Annotated in this window: 15 protein-coding genes; 6 read left to right on the forward strand and 9 right to left on the reverse strand. The window is 57.4% G+C overall.

Going from position 1 to position 16,002, the window contains the following annotated elements; genetic code table 11:
* The first annotated feature begins 246 nt into the window (after positions 1-246).
* Both BPHY_RS33675 and BPHY_RS43515 read left to right on the forward strand, forming a co-directional pair.
* Positions 247-465 (forward strand): AbrB/MazE/SpoVT family DNA-binding domain-containing protein, encoded by a 219-nt coding sequence (locus BPHY_RS33675; protein ID WP_012405946.1) that lies wholly within the window; start codon positions 247-249, stop codon positions 463-465.
* A gap of 397 nt (positions 466-862) precedes the next feature.
* Entirely contained in the window at positions 863-1,453 is a 591-nt protein-coding gene (locus tag BPHY_RS43515; protein ID WP_012405947.1) for a hypothetical protein, read from the forward strand.
* A gap of 442 nt (positions 1,454-1,895) precedes the next feature.
* Here the strand turns inward: BPHY_RS43515 and BPHY_RS33685 are convergent, their stop codons facing one another.
* Together BPHY_RS33685 and BPHY_RS33690 are read right to left on the reverse strand one after the other, a co-directional pair.
* Positions 1,896-3,425, reverse strand: a complete 1,530-nt coding sequence (locus BPHY_RS33685; protein WP_157686886.1) for a patatin-like phospholipase family protein — start codon at positions 3,423-3,425, stop codon at positions 1,896-1,898.
* A 669-nt stretch (positions 3,426-4,094) separates the two neighbouring features.
* Positions 4,095-4,745: a DUF4145 domain-containing protein gene (locus BPHY_RS33690; protein WP_012405949.1), complete on the reverse strand. Its 651-nt coding sequence runs from the start codon at positions 4,743-4,745 to the stop codon at positions 4,095-4,097.
* 823 nt (positions 4,746-5,568) lie between these two features.
* Between BPHY_RS33690 and BPHY_RS33695 the strand changes: the two genes are divergently transcribed.
* A complete protein-coding gene (locus BPHY_RS33695) occupies positions 5,569-6,366 on the forward strand; it encodes an 8-oxoguanine DNA glycosylase OGG fold protein (protein ID WP_157686887.1) in 798 nt (265 codons plus the stop codon).
* Between the two features lie 494 nt (positions 6,367-6,860).
* Positions 6,861-7,469 (forward strand): hypothetical protein, encoded by a 609-nt coding sequence (locus BPHY_RS42950; protein WP_244257732.1) that lies wholly within the window; start codon positions 6,861-6,863, stop codon positions 7,467-7,469.
* Between the two features lie 60 nt (positions 7,470-7,529).
* Here the strand turns inward: BPHY_RS42950 and BPHY_RS33705 are convergent, their stop codons facing one another.
* A complete protein-coding gene (locus BPHY_RS33705; protein WP_012405952.1) occupies positions 7,530-8,294 on the reverse strand; it encodes an H-NS family nucleoid-associated regulatory protein in 765 nt (254 codons plus the stop codon).
* Between the two features lie 178 nt (positions 8,295-8,472).
* Here BPHY_RS33705 and BPHY_RS33710 point away from each other — a divergent pair, with 178 nt between their 5' ends.
* Positions 8,473-8,811 carry an H-NS family nucleoid-associated regulatory protein gene (locus tag BPHY_RS33710; protein WP_012405953.1) on the forward strand — a complete coding sequence of 113 codons (339 nt, stop codon included), beginning with the start codon at positions 8,473-8,475 and terminating at the stop codon, positions 8,809-8,811.
* Between the two features lie 464 nt (positions 8,812-9,275).
* Here the strand turns inward: BPHY_RS33710 and BPHY_RS33715 are convergent, their stop codons facing one another.
* Genes BPHY_RS33715 through BPHY_RS33735 form a run of 5 tightly spaced genes read right to left on the reverse strand, consistent with a single transcriptional unit; the run spans position 9,276 to position 13,790 of the window.
* Positions 9,276-10,106: a sugar phosphate isomerase/epimerase family protein gene (locus BPHY_RS33715; protein ID WP_012405954.1), complete on the reverse strand. Its 831-nt coding sequence runs from the start codon at positions 10,104-10,106 to the stop codon at positions 9,276-9,278.
* Positions 10,103-11,350 (reverse strand): NAD(P)/FAD-dependent oxidoreductase, encoded by a 1,248-nt coding sequence (locus BPHY_RS33720; RefSeq protein WP_012405955.1) that lies wholly within the window; start codon positions 11,348-11,350, stop codon positions 10,103-10,105. The genes BPHY_RS33715 and BPHY_RS33720 overlap by 4 nt, the downstream gene beginning before the upstream one ends.
* A 20-nt stretch (positions 11,351-11,370) precedes the next feature.
* A complete protein-coding gene (locus BPHY_RS33725; RefSeq protein WP_012405956.1) occupies positions 11,371-12,375 on the reverse strand; it encodes a sterol desaturase family protein in 1,005 nt (334 codons plus the stop codon).
* Positions 12,376-12,395: 20 nt separating this feature from the next.
* Positions 12,396-12,707, reverse strand: a complete 312-nt coding sequence (locus tag BPHY_RS33730) for a MocE family 2Fe-2S type ferredoxin (protein ID WP_012405957.1) — start codon at positions 12,705-12,707, stop codon at positions 12,396-12,398.
* Positions 12,708-12,746: 39 nt separating this feature from the next.
* A complete protein-coding gene (locus BPHY_RS33735) occupies positions 12,747-13,790 on the reverse strand; it encodes a sugar ABC transporter substrate-binding protein (protein WP_012405958.1) in 1,044 nt (347 codons plus the stop codon).
* A gap of 162 nt (positions 13,791-13,952) precedes the next feature.
* On the opposite strand from BPHY_RS33735, the gene BPHY_RS33740 reads away from it, so the two are divergent.
* Positions 13,953-14,984 carry a LacI family DNA-binding transcriptional regulator gene (locus tag BPHY_RS33740; protein ID WP_012405959.1) on the forward strand — a complete coding sequence of 344 codons (1,032 nt, stop codon included), beginning with the start codon at positions 13,953-13,955 and terminating at the stop codon, positions 14,982-14,984.
* 298 nt (positions 14,985-15,282) lie between these two features.
* Here BPHY_RS33740 and BPHY_RS33745 read toward each other — a convergent pair whose 3' ends face one another.
* Positions 15,283-15,873, reverse strand: a complete 591-nt coding sequence (locus BPHY_RS33745; protein WP_012405960.1) for a TetR/AcrR family transcriptional regulator — start codon at positions 15,871-15,873, stop codon at positions 15,283-15,285.
* Positions 15,874-16,002: the final 129 nt, after the last annotated feature.

Consider the following 16,002-nt stretch of genomic DNA (forward strand, 5'->3'; position numbering starts at 1 on the left):
CATAGTGCCCGCCAGCCAGTGCAGCCGATGCGAGCCCCACAACGACCAGCCCCGAAATCACATGCTTTGCCGCCAAGGTCCCTCCTCCGCTGAGCGTTCTCAGGCACCGGGATGGTCCCGGGCGCGCCGTATTCTCGCATACCAATCTGCTGAACCAGGAAACGTGGCGCGGCGACGACAGGCAGTCCTCCCCGATGTAAGCTAGCCGTTGTCGGCCCTCGTTCCATCAACGACAGGAGGATTCTCGTGAATACGTCGACAATTGATGCTTACGGCCGCACAACCCTCCCGGCCGCGGTCAGGTCGGCGGTGGGCGTTAAACCGGGAACAAAACTGCACTGGCATCTCATGCCGGACGGCAGTGTGCTCGTTCGCATCAAAACCAAGTCCATCCTCGAACTGGCAGGCAGCCTGCCTGCGCCCGACAAACCGGTCTGTATCGAAGACATGAACCCTTGGAGTTGAAGGGGCTAGCAGGGATATTTGCATCTAGTACTGTGTGCGTATGAGCTTATGCCATGCATCGCTCCTCTCCGTGGCAGATACCGGCGCCAAATCCAGCTGCAGCGTCGCCTAACCGAGGCACGCTCCCACATAGCGATTTCGGTCGATTCGTCGGGCGCGCCCCGGTGTAACGAAGCACATTCAGACAACTGACTGAAATCTCCCTGCCCGGCCGCGCGTTTTCGCAGCTTCAAAATCCCACTGCGAATAAGCGCTCATTTTCCGCCGCCCATCTAGCCCCATCCGGCTATACCACGAGCAGGCATCTGCAACTGTCAATGGATGCTCAGGTTGCAACCTGACATTTGCCAGAGCACTGCTCGGCGAGCGTGCCAACTTAACCAAGATAGCCCGACATATGAACAAGCAAGATATCAAACTCCCGACCACGGTCGATACCCACGCCAATACGGTCGACACGCTGCTCTCGTATCTGCACGACTGCCACTTCGATGAAACGCATCTCACGCCGATGCACCTCACGCTGGCTCTCGAATACGCCTATCAACCTCATCCGACGTTTTGGCGAGACTTCAGCGTTTCCCTGGTGGAGGACGCGATGTCGAGACACATGCCTAACTGGCAAGCTAGGCCAGCGATGATGGACGGAGGCGCGGACAGACTTTTCCATGAGCTGGATAAGGTCGTGCGAATTAACGCGTTCGATGAAGCCAACGCGGAAATGCTGTCGGCGTTGCCGGTCGCTGAGCGTCCGACAACGCCCTCTGCGGCATTTACGTGGATTACCGCCGAACTCGAGAGGAAAGGATTGACCGAGGACCTCGAGTTCGCGCGACCGGACGGCGATCGCTGCGGCGAGAAGGCACTCGACGTGCTGTACTGTCTGGAGGAGGCGAAGCGAGGAGGAGTTGTGGAGCGTACCAGCACAATAGTCGCAAAGGCATATCGCGACGCAGTGATGAAGCGTCACGCCCCGCAGACTACTTGACGACCTGGTGCGTCAACCAAGACACAGCAGGCGAGATTCCGTGCCGCGGCTCCACTAGACCAGCTCACATATCGTGCTTGTCGGATTTCATACGCGCCGTCGAAGCTCGCCACCTCTCCGCGCCAAGGGAACACTTGGTGACGCCACATTCGTCGCCGGCATGTCTGGTGTTGCGTGCTATTGGTCCGCGCTGTTGCTATCAATCGTACCGCGAGGGCGTCAAGCCGCAGCTATCCGACAACGGGTCCAAGTGCTGCATCCATGGCGGCCTGTGGACGAGGCCGTTCAAATATGGAGTCACCAACGGATGCAACGAGACGCGCGTCAATCGTATTGTACTGCGTGAACAACACACTGGAGTTCGTACGCTTGTCGCGGGAGTACTCGAACTCACGTTTACATGCAACCGGTTGACCTATCCCGCGTCGATTTACGATTGCGGCTAATTCTTGCATTGTACCAAGCCGGACGGCTTACCAGACTGCCCAATCCTTACCGAGGTAACATTGACTCGATCCCCGTTCCGCCCGAGCGGATCAGGCGTCCAATGGTCGCCTGACAGGATCGAATGATCCGTCAACCATTGATGCAATACGGAGAGGCCTACGGAATCCTCGCGCACGAGAATCTTCGCTGCGTCAGCAAGCGCGTGTTGATAAACCTCGGGCTTACAAGCAACTGCTCCGGTTAGCTTAAGATCCGTTTTGGTGTTGGTAACCATCGCGTAGATTGTCCCACGTTTCATCATGTTTTCCTGATTTGACAGAAAACCAGGCGTGCCAGCTCCCAGCTCAAATACGTCTCGCAATGAGATATGCCAAACGCCGCATACCAGGTCACCGGTATTCGACTCAAGAAACACTAGATTTCCGTACCGCTTTTGAACCATTCCCCGCTCTCCCCTTAGCGGAATTACATGACTTGGAACTGCCCTCACGTAGTCTCCGCCCGGTGTCCGGTCTTCCAGATCGATTCCAAGACTCAACAAAGAATCCGAACGCCGGCGTTGTAGCAGCGCATCGAAGGCATAATGCCATGATGGGTCAATGACCCTGTCCAGCAGAGAACGCCTAAGATCGGGATATTCTTCCTCGAGCTTCTCGCCGTCGTCGATAAACGCATCCACAACTATAAGAAAACATGGAACCTTATCGGACGAAACCACCGATCCTGCACTGAGACTCTCCTCCGCTAGTCCACGATGCCAACGACCATTCGCCGCTGCCACAAGCGCGTCTATCCCGAGATTGTCGGAAACCCCTCCGTCCATGACATGCAAATACTGAAGATGCTCATCGCCTTTGTCTCCCATCATGATGCGGGGATAGCTTGTCAACGCAACGGGCGAGAATACAAGTGGATATGCGGATGAGGCGGCAACGGCCTGGGCAATTGAGAAGGACCCCAAGTCGGAGCCAAGACAAAACTTGAACGCATCGTCCGAAAAGACAAACGTGCTTAGACGTTCGCTAAAAGCGTTCTTCCCCTGCGCGACACAATTGCTGAGCAGTTCAGGCCCTCCGACGATCGTCGAATTTATCAGGATGTGCGGGCTACCCGGCCCGGGGATGCTCATATTCCTGAACACAGCCCCGTGAAACAGCAACCTGTCATAGGTCTCCGCGAGGATGGTGCTGGCATTGAATCTATCTCCGTACAAGGTTCGCCAGTTAGCAGGATCCATGTGACGCTTGAGCCAGTCGTCCCGAAAATCCTGTCGTAGGTCCTTCTCGGCGAAAGCCCAATATTCACTTCTAAGATACGGGTAATAGACTCCAAAATGAGCCGCTGCGATCGATCCACCGGATACTGAGGAGATGGCGTCGACACGGTCGAGTATCCCAAGCCGATCCAACTCCCTCAGCACATACATCCCAAAATTTGCCGCTCGACTTCCTCCGCCTGATATCGCCACGCCGAGGAATGGACGATATTCCATATCGGACTCCGACAGTCTAATGGCGTAATTCATATCTGCGCTCGCCGACGCTCGAGTCAGGGCGCTGAACGTCCGCTCTGTAGCAGACCATGTCAGAGGGCGATTAACGTAGTTGTTGGCCGCCGGATCCGTGCTGGTGCATGCGGTTAGCAATGTAGCTAACACAATGCCAATAACCAAACGAAAAAAAGAAGTCATGAAAGCGCGATGTAAGAAATCCGGCCGCACAGAAGTTCAACCGAGAAAAGGTCTCTGCGTTTACGACGCGTACGCCGAATTCTTGAGACGCTGGTCAAAAAGACCGGGCAACCGAGCTGACAATAGACGCTCGCGTCGCGATTCGCTTTATGCAACGCCTTGCTGTCAGTCCAGCCTCGATTACACTGGTTGGCGCCTCACTACACCAGTGGGGAGCAGCATCGAAGCCCATCACCGGACCGCCCGGTATCGCAACATGCGTCTCTGGTTTCCGCGCCCATGATCTAACCCCGAGCCGCCTCAACAGCCTGACGTGGGAGGTGAAAGCGTATTGCCAGAACCGCAGTGCCAAAGCGGGAACGCTCGGCTCCTTGCAAACGCATACGATGTGAGCGACCACGAAGTAGCGCTAACGTCGTAAGGTATACTTGGTCAACCGAACCCTGTCCAGCGCGCTCAATTGCCCGAATTTTTCGTCGAAGCGCTGCTAGGCGTCTGCGCTTGTCACTCGCTGAATTTCGTCAACAGGAAGTGCTCCACAAAGCCCAGGACGCTACCCACCTCGGCTTCTCCGAGTTTGTCCCAATTTGCATGAAGTGCCGCGTTTCTGAGCTTTGGCATCGCGTCGAGCAGCGTCTTCTGAGCGCCCGCTACCAGACCCGCCCCCTTCAGTGCATTGATAACGTTCTGCATATCTTTACCCTCGACGTCGAGGCCACTCACGATAGCGAATCGTTTAAGTGCGTCCTCGAGCGCTGCGCTGGCTAGAACTGCAGCGACGTCCTTGTGCCCCTCGGCCAGTGAATGGCGCGCCAAACGCACGAAGTCGCCAAAGACCTCTCCTGAAACCCTCAATTCGACGTCGAAAACAAAACCGCCCTCGTAGTCCTCCTTCGCGGCCAGAAAGACGGCATACAGTTCCTTGATCTCACCCTGCTTACCTTCGGCGGCTAGATAAACCTTGGTGAAATTCACGTAATGCGACGACGCCTCCCCGCAGGCGGCGCGAATCAGGTTTGCCGTGCTAGTTGCCCACTTTCGCCACACCCCGCTAGGGTCAAAATAATAGCCATACCCCGAAAGCTCTAAGTGGATCGCCGAGAACATGTCTTCCAGTTCGGAAAAGCGCTGTGCAAACTTTTGCTTCAGTGTCATGATTTGAAGTTCCGTGGACGGCTTCTGGACAGAGCTGAAAATTGCTCGCGATGATTATCCCGGAAAGACCGATTGAAGTCAGGATCCAAGAGGCCGTGCCACGTCCCTCATGCATCTGTTCTTCGCCCGCGCGATGACTGCACAGTCAGACGCGAGACGCCATGCGATCTGTGTGCCGGGCTCCGCCGCGAGTACCGCCCTATTGCGCGCACGTACGTTTGTCCGGCCCTTCGTGGTTGTGGAGTAGCTCACACGTAGAACTGGCTCAGGCTAAACCAAGCAACGCCTCGCGTAGCAGCCCACCGAACGGTGTTCACTGACGACGACTCGCCCATCCTCGTACATCAGCATCCCGACCATTGGCCCAACGCATTGGGCATGACAATGAGGCGAAGTCCACCGTCAGAAATTACTCCGATGGTCGACTTGCCACCCAAAATTTATCAACGTCCGTGAGAACTGGTTGTGCGACATTGAGCCATGTGCAGAGGTCTCGAGTGAGCCGGTGGTGGCGTTAGAAAGGCCCAGTTGACGGAATCCGAGCGCGGCACTAAACTCGGTGCCTCCCTAATCGAGGAAGCAAGCAACGACTCCGCGCCGAAAAAAACGGCCGGACGATTAGGTTCGAAATCTGCGCCCCGGCGCGGAGGGCTAGCAAAAGCCCGCCTGGCTTTCCCAGGTCTTCGGATCGATAGCTTCGGTTAAGGGCTTTTGGCAATGACTGTCACCGTGCGGTCATTGTCAAAAGTCTTATCCGATGCGTCGACCGAAGGGCATGGGGCCCAGCGAAAAGCCATCGGATACTTCATTGCAGGAGAAGACGATGGCCGCTTTTCATTCCAACGCACGACAACCCAATCAATCGACCTTCCGCGAGGATCTTGTCGCGTGGCTTCGTTCGCTTAAGGCACCGAAGGCATGGGTCGGGTTGACTGCGGTCACCTGGGCACGAACATTCTCGTCCGACTTAGCAACCCGGCTCGCATCGGCAGGCTACGCGGAGCTTAGCCAACATCTCAATCGACAGGATCTGCTAGCGCTCTGCAAGCGCTCCGACGTGCCGCTCGAGTACCGGGTAGCAGCCGTTATGGCTTGGGGACGCTCAAATCCCAGGAACCCCCAGAACAATCGAAACCTATGGGCGTCGATATCAAACATCGCGCCGCTTCTCAAGCGTCTGCCGGAACTCACTCGCAAACAGGCGTTCGCCGAATTTCAGCGACTTATTGCTCGCGGAGCCCTGCAAGGAATGCGTGCGTCATTCTTTACCAAGCTGATGTTCTTCTTCGGCTGCCCGCACGCCTACATTCTTGATCAGTGGATGGCCAAGGCAATGCTGGCATTGCGGGCCGCGAACTGGCGCGTAAGCGTAGATGGAAATCCGAAGTTTGTAAGATCGGCAGGCAACTTCATTCGCCTAGGGTACGGGGGAACCAGCATCGCGCTTACCATGTCGGGTGACGATTACGAAGCGTATTGCTTAAGCGTTGAGGCACTGGTTAGACCCTTGGGGCGTGTCGATGGTGCAGATGTCGAATGTTGGCTTTTTTCTGATCCCACGTCCGAATGGCGCCGTTTTTTGAAGCGACTTGACTGGAAGCTCAAGACGGAACGGCTGTAATCTTCTTCACGGTGGAATTTTTTCCGGGAAGGTGTAGGACCGCTTCGCGGTCCTACTGTCATTGATAGCAAACCGCTATAGGAACTGTGTCTGCCCGGGCCTACCGCGACGCGGCCATGAAGCGTCCGCGCCGAGACCGCCGCAACGCCTAGCACGTCTCGCGCGAGACATCGCTCAAGGCACGATCCCGCGAGGTCGCCTTGCCGACAACTTTCACGCTGCCGCAGTCGAAGCCCGCTACCTCCTTCGCTACAGGACCTTCCGGCGATCCCACACGCGTCATAGGCTACTTGTGGTGCTAATCGGCGGTTCCTGGCCAAATTCCCCCGCCTGGCCAGCCAATATCACTTCACATTCGAGCGAATTAGAAAAGTCGCCCAATTCCACCCTGCCATACCGCCTCGTTACGGCTATACCGCTGACGCGGAGTGAGAGCGTCGACAGCCATAACAAATCCCACAAGATCGATCGCTCGCCCCGAAGTCGAAACTTACATGGTGGATTTTCTGATGATGAATACCAGCAAAGAAATGGCGACGGTCGACAGCGTTCATTCCCAAACGGTCGATGCCCTCGTCGCCTACCTAAGGGACTGTCAGTTCAGTGCGTCGCAGTTGAATGTGGGAAACCTGGTGATGGCAGTAGACGCGGTCTACGAGCCGCATCCACGGTTCTGGCGAGATTTCAGTCTGACATGTGTCGTCGATGGGATAGCACGAGTGTTCCCTGACTGGATGCCCAGTGGACGCATCCCCCCGCACCGCGTCGAGAGTCTGATGCGGGAGTTGGAAGAAGCGCTGGAACTCAACGCTTTCGACGAAGCGAACGCGGAAATGCTCGGTTCCCTGCCGCAGCATAAGCGCCCGGACGACCGGGTCTCGGCAGCTGACTGGATTTGCGCCGAATATCGCCGCAAGGGACAGGTGACGCAGTTGCTGCTCGCTCAAATGGACGGCAAACGATGCGGTGAGGCTGCGCAGGAGGCCCTGAAATGCATCGAAAACGCTCGTGCACGAAAGCCGTACGAGCGAATCGGAACCTCAGTAGCTCGCTGGTACCGCGAGTCGGTGCTGAAACAGCAGATGGAAAGATCCATAACCTGACGCGCGAAGAACGCAGGACGCGAGCAGGATTGAGGCACCCTGCTCGCCATGTCAGATCAATCAAGCGGCGGTCGATTCAGCCGCGGCAACGTTACTCGGCGCCGGTGCTTCCGGAGCAGCGACCGTTTTCTTCGCGGCAGCCTTCTTCGCCGTCACTTTCTTTGTCGCGACTTTCTTCGCGGGTGCCTTTTTGGCCGTTGCAACGCTCTTTTTGGCGGCGCCCTTTTTGGCAGATGCCTTTTTCACACCTACTTTCTTCGCGGCAGCTTTCTTGGTTGCTACCTTTTTCGCCGCCTTCGGTTTCACGTCGCCTTCGCCCGCACCTGCGTCAATCAGAAATGCCGTGCGATCCTTCGCGCCCGCCAACCACGCCGGCGCCGGTCCACGCCCGCTCCAGGTTGCTCCGCTCACCGGATCACGGTACTTCGGCGCCTGCGGCCCACGAACATAGTTTCCGGCCTTAGCTGCCGTCTTGGCAGCGGTCACCGGGGCATCCGGTGCGCCATCTGTCAGAAACTTACTACGGTCCTTTGCATTCGCGATCCACGCGGGCGCACGACCATGTCCGGTCCAGGTAGCACCACTCTTCGGGTCGCGATATTTTGCAGCCGACGCTGACGATTTGGCGGGAACCTTGACACCGGGCTTGCGACCACGCTTTTTCGAACCGCCGATGTGCGCTTCAATGTCGGCCGTGGTCAAACCATGCTTTTCCATGATGTCGCGAATCTTCGCGATTACGCCGGACGACTGTTTTACGACCAGCGCTTCTGCCTGCGCCTGAAGCTTTGCGATTTGGGCCTGGACCTTCTCGAGTGTTGCCATTTATATATCTCCCCGTGGTTAGCAATGGCCGCACTATGCCATACAAACGTGCGAATAGGCCATACAGCGGCAAACCTTATCAACGATACCTTCACCAGAGTGGTATTCTCAAGGCACGGCGTTTGCATTAGTCCAGTAGATCGCCAGAAAGGCGCAAACTGTAAGACCGGGGAATTTCATGGATGAGAGAAAGCGAGACAGTATGGTCGCTTATCTACGCCGCAGAATGGCGGATGTCGGCATCGAGCTTGATGACCTTGCAGCCGCGATTGCCGAAGACGAGATAAAGCAGAAAGCGGCCAGATACCGAAGTGCGACGGGAGATACCTGGTCAGGCGACGGGGAAATGCCGCAATGGCTGAAGCAGGCCATCAGCGCGGGGCAATCAATGGAGCACTTCGCCGTCGAGCGCCCGGCGCCGGCGATGACCGAGACGCGTCCGAAAGCAGATTGGAGTCGAGACCCATTTGCTGGCAGCCGACTTGCGGCTGTGCGGCGGTCGGATCGCCACCTGTGAACAGACAATTCATTCGCCGACTTCGTTAGTTGATAACCACTGCGGTCGCTCGACTTGCATGCATGAATGCCTTTTCATTGACACCGGATCAATCGCATCCTCCAACCGAAAACGAACGCGAAATATCAAAATGCCAACTGACGACCGGGCGTGCGTCCAAGGCGAAATGGCTGAACCGAGAGCTTTGAAGCCCGGTTAACGATTTTCGTCATATTGTGTTCCGAAGGGGCGTATTCGGCCATCGTCATGCAACGCGGCATGCACGGGCTTTCCGGGATGAACCAGGGACGTCTATCGGCAATACGTGGGGATTCTTGAGGAAAATTGCAAGTCCAGCTTGCGCCCGACTCATATAGACTTGCGTTTTGCCGCGTTCTGCGACCTTGAACAGTCGATTGTTCAACCATCCATTGAGTGGCGAATCTTGGACGGCAAACGGACGTTCACGCCGCACACATGTACGATCAGCGGCTGTTCCACAATTGCCGCGCCCAATCCTGCAGCATCAACGACTCCGCCCAGCGGTCGGTTGTGTCGTTCCCATCGCGGCCGATGATCGCGTAAGGCTTCGGCCCAAGCTCGCAGACGAACGCGAGCGAATCGTTCTCATCCGCCCTGCGCCTCCACGACGCAAAACCGTATCGCCACCAGTCGAGAAACAGATCCACCCACTGACGATGCGGCTCGAATGATATCTCCACCTGGACCTGCTCACGGCTCGCGACGCGGCCGTGAAAGGCCCATGAATGGTCGAGTATCCGCTGAATGAACCCGTGGTTTTCTTCTGAGACAGGCCATGCGAATTCGCGCGCGACGAGATAGTGCGAGAGATCCGCAAGCAACCTGAGATTTGGCCGGGCATCAAGCAGATCGAGCGTGAAATAAAGATCGGTTGTCATTCGGTCGCGATGCGTTTCAACATAGACCGGAAAATCTACCTGTTCCGCGAGCCGCTGCCAGCCATCGAGCAACGCGATGCATTCCTTGATACTACGTGGACGTACATCGGGCTGAATGTCGAGATGATGTAGCCCAAATTCTGTGGCGACCTCCAACGCGGGCTGCAGATCGTCTACCGTGGTAGGGAAGCATTGGCCTTCGGCATCCAGTCCGAACTGTGTGCGCAACTCGGCGAGCCGCCGATACTCGTCGCGATTCGTGCAGTGCGCGCTCACACCATCGAAACCTGCTTCCGCGATCATTTGAACGTTCTCTTCGAGTGAACGCTCCCAGCCGTCGGTATGTCGGCGTTCCATCGCCCACAGAGATTGGAAGACCAGAAGTCGCTGGCTCATAACGCGTCCGCCGCCATCAACGAGCGCAACCTGACGCTCCGGTCCATGAGCGCCACGGGTGACACTTGCATGCGCCTGGCGATCAGGTCTTGCGACATTCGTATGTCCTTCGCGATGTCCCCGATCGGTCCTACGCCGCTTGCGCCTACCAGGACGCCGTCAGTCGAGAGAGCGAAGACTACGCACGACTTCGCGCCCGTTTCGCGCACGACCGTGCTCGAGCCCAATGACGGCAAGCCCGCGACCTGTACCGTCATATCATAATGATCCGACCAGAACCACGGGACATTGCGGCACGTCTCTTCGTGGCCCAGCATGTTCAACGCCGCGATGCGCGCCTGATCCTCGGCATTTTTCCAGCATTCGAGACGGATGCGCTTATCGAAGAGCGGATGCACGAACGAGCATGCATCGCCGGCGGCGAAGATCGACGCATCCGATGTACGCAAGCCGGAATCCACGACAATGCCGTCAGCGACGTCGAGCTCCGCCCGCTGCGCGAGTTGCGTGCAAGGCGTAACTCCGACACCGATCACTACAGCATCGCATCCAACGACTTCGCTTTCGGCGAGTTCTATGCCGCTAACGACATCGTTGCCGACGAATCGTAGGACCTTGACACCGAAACGCACGTCGACGCCCATCGACCGATGCAAGTCGACGATCCGCTCCGCGACGAGGGCGGGCACGGCGCGCATCAGTGCGCGAGGCGCGGCTTCCAGAACCACGACTTCACAGCCCATTCGGACAGCCGATGCCGCGACCTCCAAACCGATGAAGCCTGCTCCGATGATCGCGATACGACGCCGCGGCAATAGCTGGCGCGCGATGTTTTCCGCCTCAACGTCGGTACGCAGGGTATATACGCCTGGCAGCGTACATCCGGGCACCGCGAGCGACCGTGGCGCGGCACCTGTCGCAAGTAATAACTTCGAATATGCGATGACGTGGCCGCCTTCGACGCACACGGTCTTTCGTTGACGGTCCAGCGCGACTACACGTCTTCCAAATTGCGTATCGATTCGCTGCTCTTCGTAGAACGCGTCTCCATACAGCGTGCCTTGAGCGGTACTGCGTTCTCCAGTCAACACCGCCTTGGACAGCGGAGGACGCTCATAAGGCAGTGTTCGTTCCCCACCAATCAGCGTAATCGCGCCATCCCATCCGTTCGCTCGCAGTGCATGTGCGGCTCTTGCTCCACACTGCCCACCGCCTACAATCACCATCCGCTCCTGGCGACTCATTGTGGCTCTCCGATATCGTTTCAGGTCGCGTTCAGGCGACGCTTCTTTTTTTCGAAGCGCTCGCGCATCAGCCGGTCCCCCTCAGGTGAACCGTCATGCCACGAGCCAAAGATCCGATCGAGCGGAAACGTGCCGTTGTCGCTGTAATTGACCTCGAAGTACTTATGATGCAGGTAATGCGCGTACGCATGGCTGCTCATCGACATGCTGTCACTCACACGAAGCTGGTCAAATCCGATATGCCCGACAATCGCCCCAAAGCCCGCGATGTGAATCAGATAGACCACGATGAACGGATGCGACGGAATAACGAGACACCATAGCGCAACGCCGAAGTAAAGTGCCGCTTCCACCGGATGCATGGACATAGACGACCACGGCGAAGGGTTCGTCGAATTGTGATGAACTGAATGCACGAAACGATACAGCGGTCCCCCATGCAACGTTCGATGAATGGCGAAGAAGTGCACCTCATGAAGCGCCGGTGCGAACAACGTCAGGCAGGCGAGATAGACCGGGTGTTCGCTCCACGAAACGAACGTCACGTGCCCGTTCGCGAAAGACCACAGGACGCAGATCTCGATCGCGGTTCCGATCGGCACGCTGACAAAGAAGCTGCGAATAAAGTTATCGATGTTCTGGCTCTTGAACCAGAACACGTCGGAAGGCTGTTCCGACGGAAACTTGCCGTTGTACTTGAAGCGATTGTCCTGCACACGGGACACGTAATAACGCAGTTCAAACGCGCCGTAGAAGAAAAACATGCCTACCCAATTGGCGGCCAGCAGCTTGAGCGGCCATGTCCAACCGAGCGTACGCATTGCGGCCACGTCGGGCAACACCAGCTTCCACCACAGCAAAGCACTGGCCATGAACAACAGATTCCACGGCCAAATATAACCCTTGATCCACGCGACGATGCGCGCGCCGCTGGGCGGCCATGCCCATAACAGCGCCGAGTCCAGAACGCCGTTCGGAACCCAGTCGCCGCGCTTATTGCGTTTGCCAAATTGCAGGTCGTCCATGTCTTCCATCCATGCGTATCTCAGACTTCGACGAGCACCGCGCCACCCTCGACGCGTGCCGGATAGGTCTTCAGGTTCTTGCACGGCGGCATCCGTACAGCCTCGCCAGTTCGATAGTCGAATTCGCCCTGATGCTTTGGACATTCGATGACGAAGTCCATCACGAAGCCATCGGCCAGATGCACGGCCTCATGCGTGCAGAGGCCGTCGGTGCAATAGAACTCATCGTCGGGCCCTCGATAGACGGCGAAGGTCCGCCCCGCATGGTCGAATCGTCTGACGTCCTCCTGGTCGATCTCGTCCGTTGCACAGACACGAATCCATTGCGCCATGTTAGTCTCCCTGTTTCGTTGGATGTAAGGCAGCGCGTTTCAGCGGTAGGAGCCCGCGTATTTCTGTACCGGCGCGAGATTATCCTTAGTCACAAAGCTCGGTCCGGAGCTCACAGTCGATCCGGTGTAGACCGGCTTCAGGTCATATTTGGCGAGACGTGCGGCGACTTTCTTGTCGTCTTTCAGCGCGGCGACGATATGGCCGGTGTCGGTAGTCTTGTCGCGAATGGCGATCGCCATCGCGGCGACCGAAAGATAGCCTTGCAGATACGGCTGCTGGTCGATGGCGAATGCGATTTTGCCGGACTGAATGGCCTTCAGGATGTCCGGCGACAAGTCGAACGTCGCGACATAGACCTTGCCGGAGAGGCCCGCATCGTTGATGCCACGCAGGACGCCCGTCGCCTGATCCGGCCCTAGGGCGAGCACCGCCTGTGTATTGTGATGCGAGCGCAGATAGGCTGCGACCTTGCTTTGGATGACCGTTGGATCTTCGCCGCTGTCCATCGTGGACTTCTTGTAATCGACGCCGATCGCATCGGCGAATCCCTTGCACCGGTCCCAGAGCGCCTGAATGTCGGCGCCATGATTCACGCAAAGAAAGTCGTGGATGCCCGCGGCTTTCGCACGCTCGCCCGCAGCTTTGCCGGCATCATATTCAGGCTGGCCGATATGCATGATCGCGCCCAGCTTCATCCCGGATTCGGGGCCGCCATTGATCGTCACCAGCGGGATATGCTTGGCCTTAATGCCCGCGAGGCCCTTTTGGATCATCTCCATGTTCGGCACTGTGGTGATTACGCCCGAGTAATTTCGTGCCGCCGCCTGCTCAAGAATGCGGACCATGTCACCTGTGTCACCCGTCGGCGGGTTGCGGTAGTCGACCGGCACGTTGAAATCTTCGCTCGCGTCGCGCATACCGTTTTTCACGGTGTTCCACCATACGTTCGAGTCGGAACCGTGACTGACCAGCACGAACCGCTCGTCTGCCGCGGCGAGGCCGGAACTGAGCCCGGTTATCAATGTCATCGCTGCAAATCCGAGGACCGCCCGGCGGGCGATCCCACGTCCGATCGTCTTCATAGTCTGTCTCCTGACTAAGTTTTGCCTAACCTGCGCTTGCTTCGCAGGGCCATCGCGTCGCTTTGATTCCGCTCGTTTTAACGCACTGGCGACTAGAATGTAGTTGATCGAATCTCTGCTCTCAAACGGATTTTTGAGGACTTTTCCTCAGAACGACGACGCATGAACGGACGGCGCAAACCGACGATGGACGACGTGGCGAAGCTGGCAGGCGTCAGCTATGCCACCGTGGAGCGCGTGCTCAATGGACGTGGCGGTGTGTCGCGCACCAAGGAAGCCAGCGTGCTGGACGCGGCGCGCAAGCTCAAGATCGACCGGGCGCTACAGGAAGTGTCGACGCGCTGGCTGCGGGTTGCCATCGTCACGCCGAAACCTACGACGCCGTACTACGCCGCATTGCAGCACGGCTTCGAACTGGCGCAGAAGTCGTTCGAGACGAATCGCGTGCTTTGCCATGTCACCTTCTTCGATGACCTAGAACCGGAGTCTTTGGCAACTGTGATCGGACGCGCCGCACAGAAAGCTGATGCGATGATCGTCGTCGCATACGAACATCCCCTGGTAGTCGATGCGGTATCGCGTGTCGCCAGGCATATACCAGTTGTGACGGTAGCGAGCGATCTGCCGGACAGCGGACGTCTCGCTTATGTGGGTGTCGACAATCGTTGCGCGGGACGTATTGCCGGCGAATTGATGGGGCGGTTTATCGGACGCGAAGGCGGAAAGGTGATTGTCATTGCGGGCTTACACGCCTATGTCGGCCACGAAGAACGCGACGGCGCTTTTCGCGCCGTGCTGCGCCGCAGATTTCCAGCGTGCGAAGTCGTGGCTTCACTGGAGAGCCACGAAGACGAACGTTCGACCGAGAAGCTCACGCGTGACGCGTTCAGGAGGTACTCGGACCTCCGAGGCATCTACAACATTTCGGTCGGCGATGAAGGCATTGCACGCGCGCTGCGTGCGATAAAGCGAGAGCACGCGACTATCGTCATCGGGCACGAGCTGAATGCGTCGAGCAGGCAACTGTTGATCGAGGGATGTCTGGATGCTGTACTCGACCAGAGCCCTTTTGTGCAAGCAGTGCGCGCTGTTGAGGTCATCCTTGGTCATTACAACCGTGGCACCGCGTCGGGCCTACCGTTGCAGACGCCTATTTCCATTTATTTGAGAGAGAATCTTCCGTTGGAAGGCTAGAGCTCGGTATGCCGTCGAACGTACACCGTTGCCGCCCCATTGTGGGTCACCCGCGCTTCTGGTCGTCTATGTTAGCTCACCAACACAGTAGATCGCACCGACGCGGGACGAGCTACCATGGCTGAGTCTTAAGAGACGCCGGCTTTCGTGAGACGTTTCGCGCAATTGCGGAACCGATCGACTCGACGGCCACCTTCATGCGCCGCCTCGCAATATCCAGCCTTTCATCGCGCTTCGAGCTATAGCCGGCTTGTCCGGTCCCGCGTCTGTTGTTGCCTGAGCATGTTTACGGCGGAGGTTAGCCGCTCAATCTACTACCCGGCAGAAGGCCACTGACCCGATAACTTTCAATCAATTCGTCGAAGAGCGAAATATCCGAGCGACTCCTGGCAATGAGCTGGGCGCCTGCAACGGCGGCGAAGATCGCGCGCGCGCGCTGTTCGCTATTTCCAGAGTCGACCATGGCCGCGGCGACCAGCACCTTGCTCAGCCACGCCACCTGCACATCCGCAAAAGTCTGGACCTCTTTGGTCACGATTTCCGGAAGGTCGTCTGATTCGGCGGCCATGATGCTACACAGGCACAGACGATTGTCGCTCTCTAGCGCCTTCCGAAAAGTACCGGGATACCGGCGCAGGCAGTCAACCGGATCCGATGATTGTGCAAGGAGCGCGTCGAGTGCAGCGGACGAGTCCTGCCAATAACGGCGTGCCACTGCAGCGCCAAGATCGGCCTTGCTTGCGAAGTGGTGATAAATGCTTGCGGCCTTGATTCCGACCACTTCCGCGAGATCACGAAAATTCAAGCCGCTGTAGCCGTGGGCCTGCGCAATCGCCGTGGCTGCCACCAGGATTCGCTCCTTGGCGCCCGGGCCCGAACCATTTTTCACTGATACCACCTCCGACGGAATTCATCGTTGACAGGCGGCATTATACCCTCTACTGTAAACCTACCTAACGTTAGGTAGTTAACAGCAATCTCCCGTAACGGGTCCGAACCCGTATGACCCTACCGCAGA

It is taken from the genome of Paraburkholderia phymatum STM815, from assembly GCF_000020045.1.
In the GTDB taxonomy this organism is placed as follows: Bacteria; Pseudomonadota; Gammaproteobacteria; order Burkholderiales; family Burkholderiaceae; genus Paraburkholderia; species Paraburkholderia phymatum.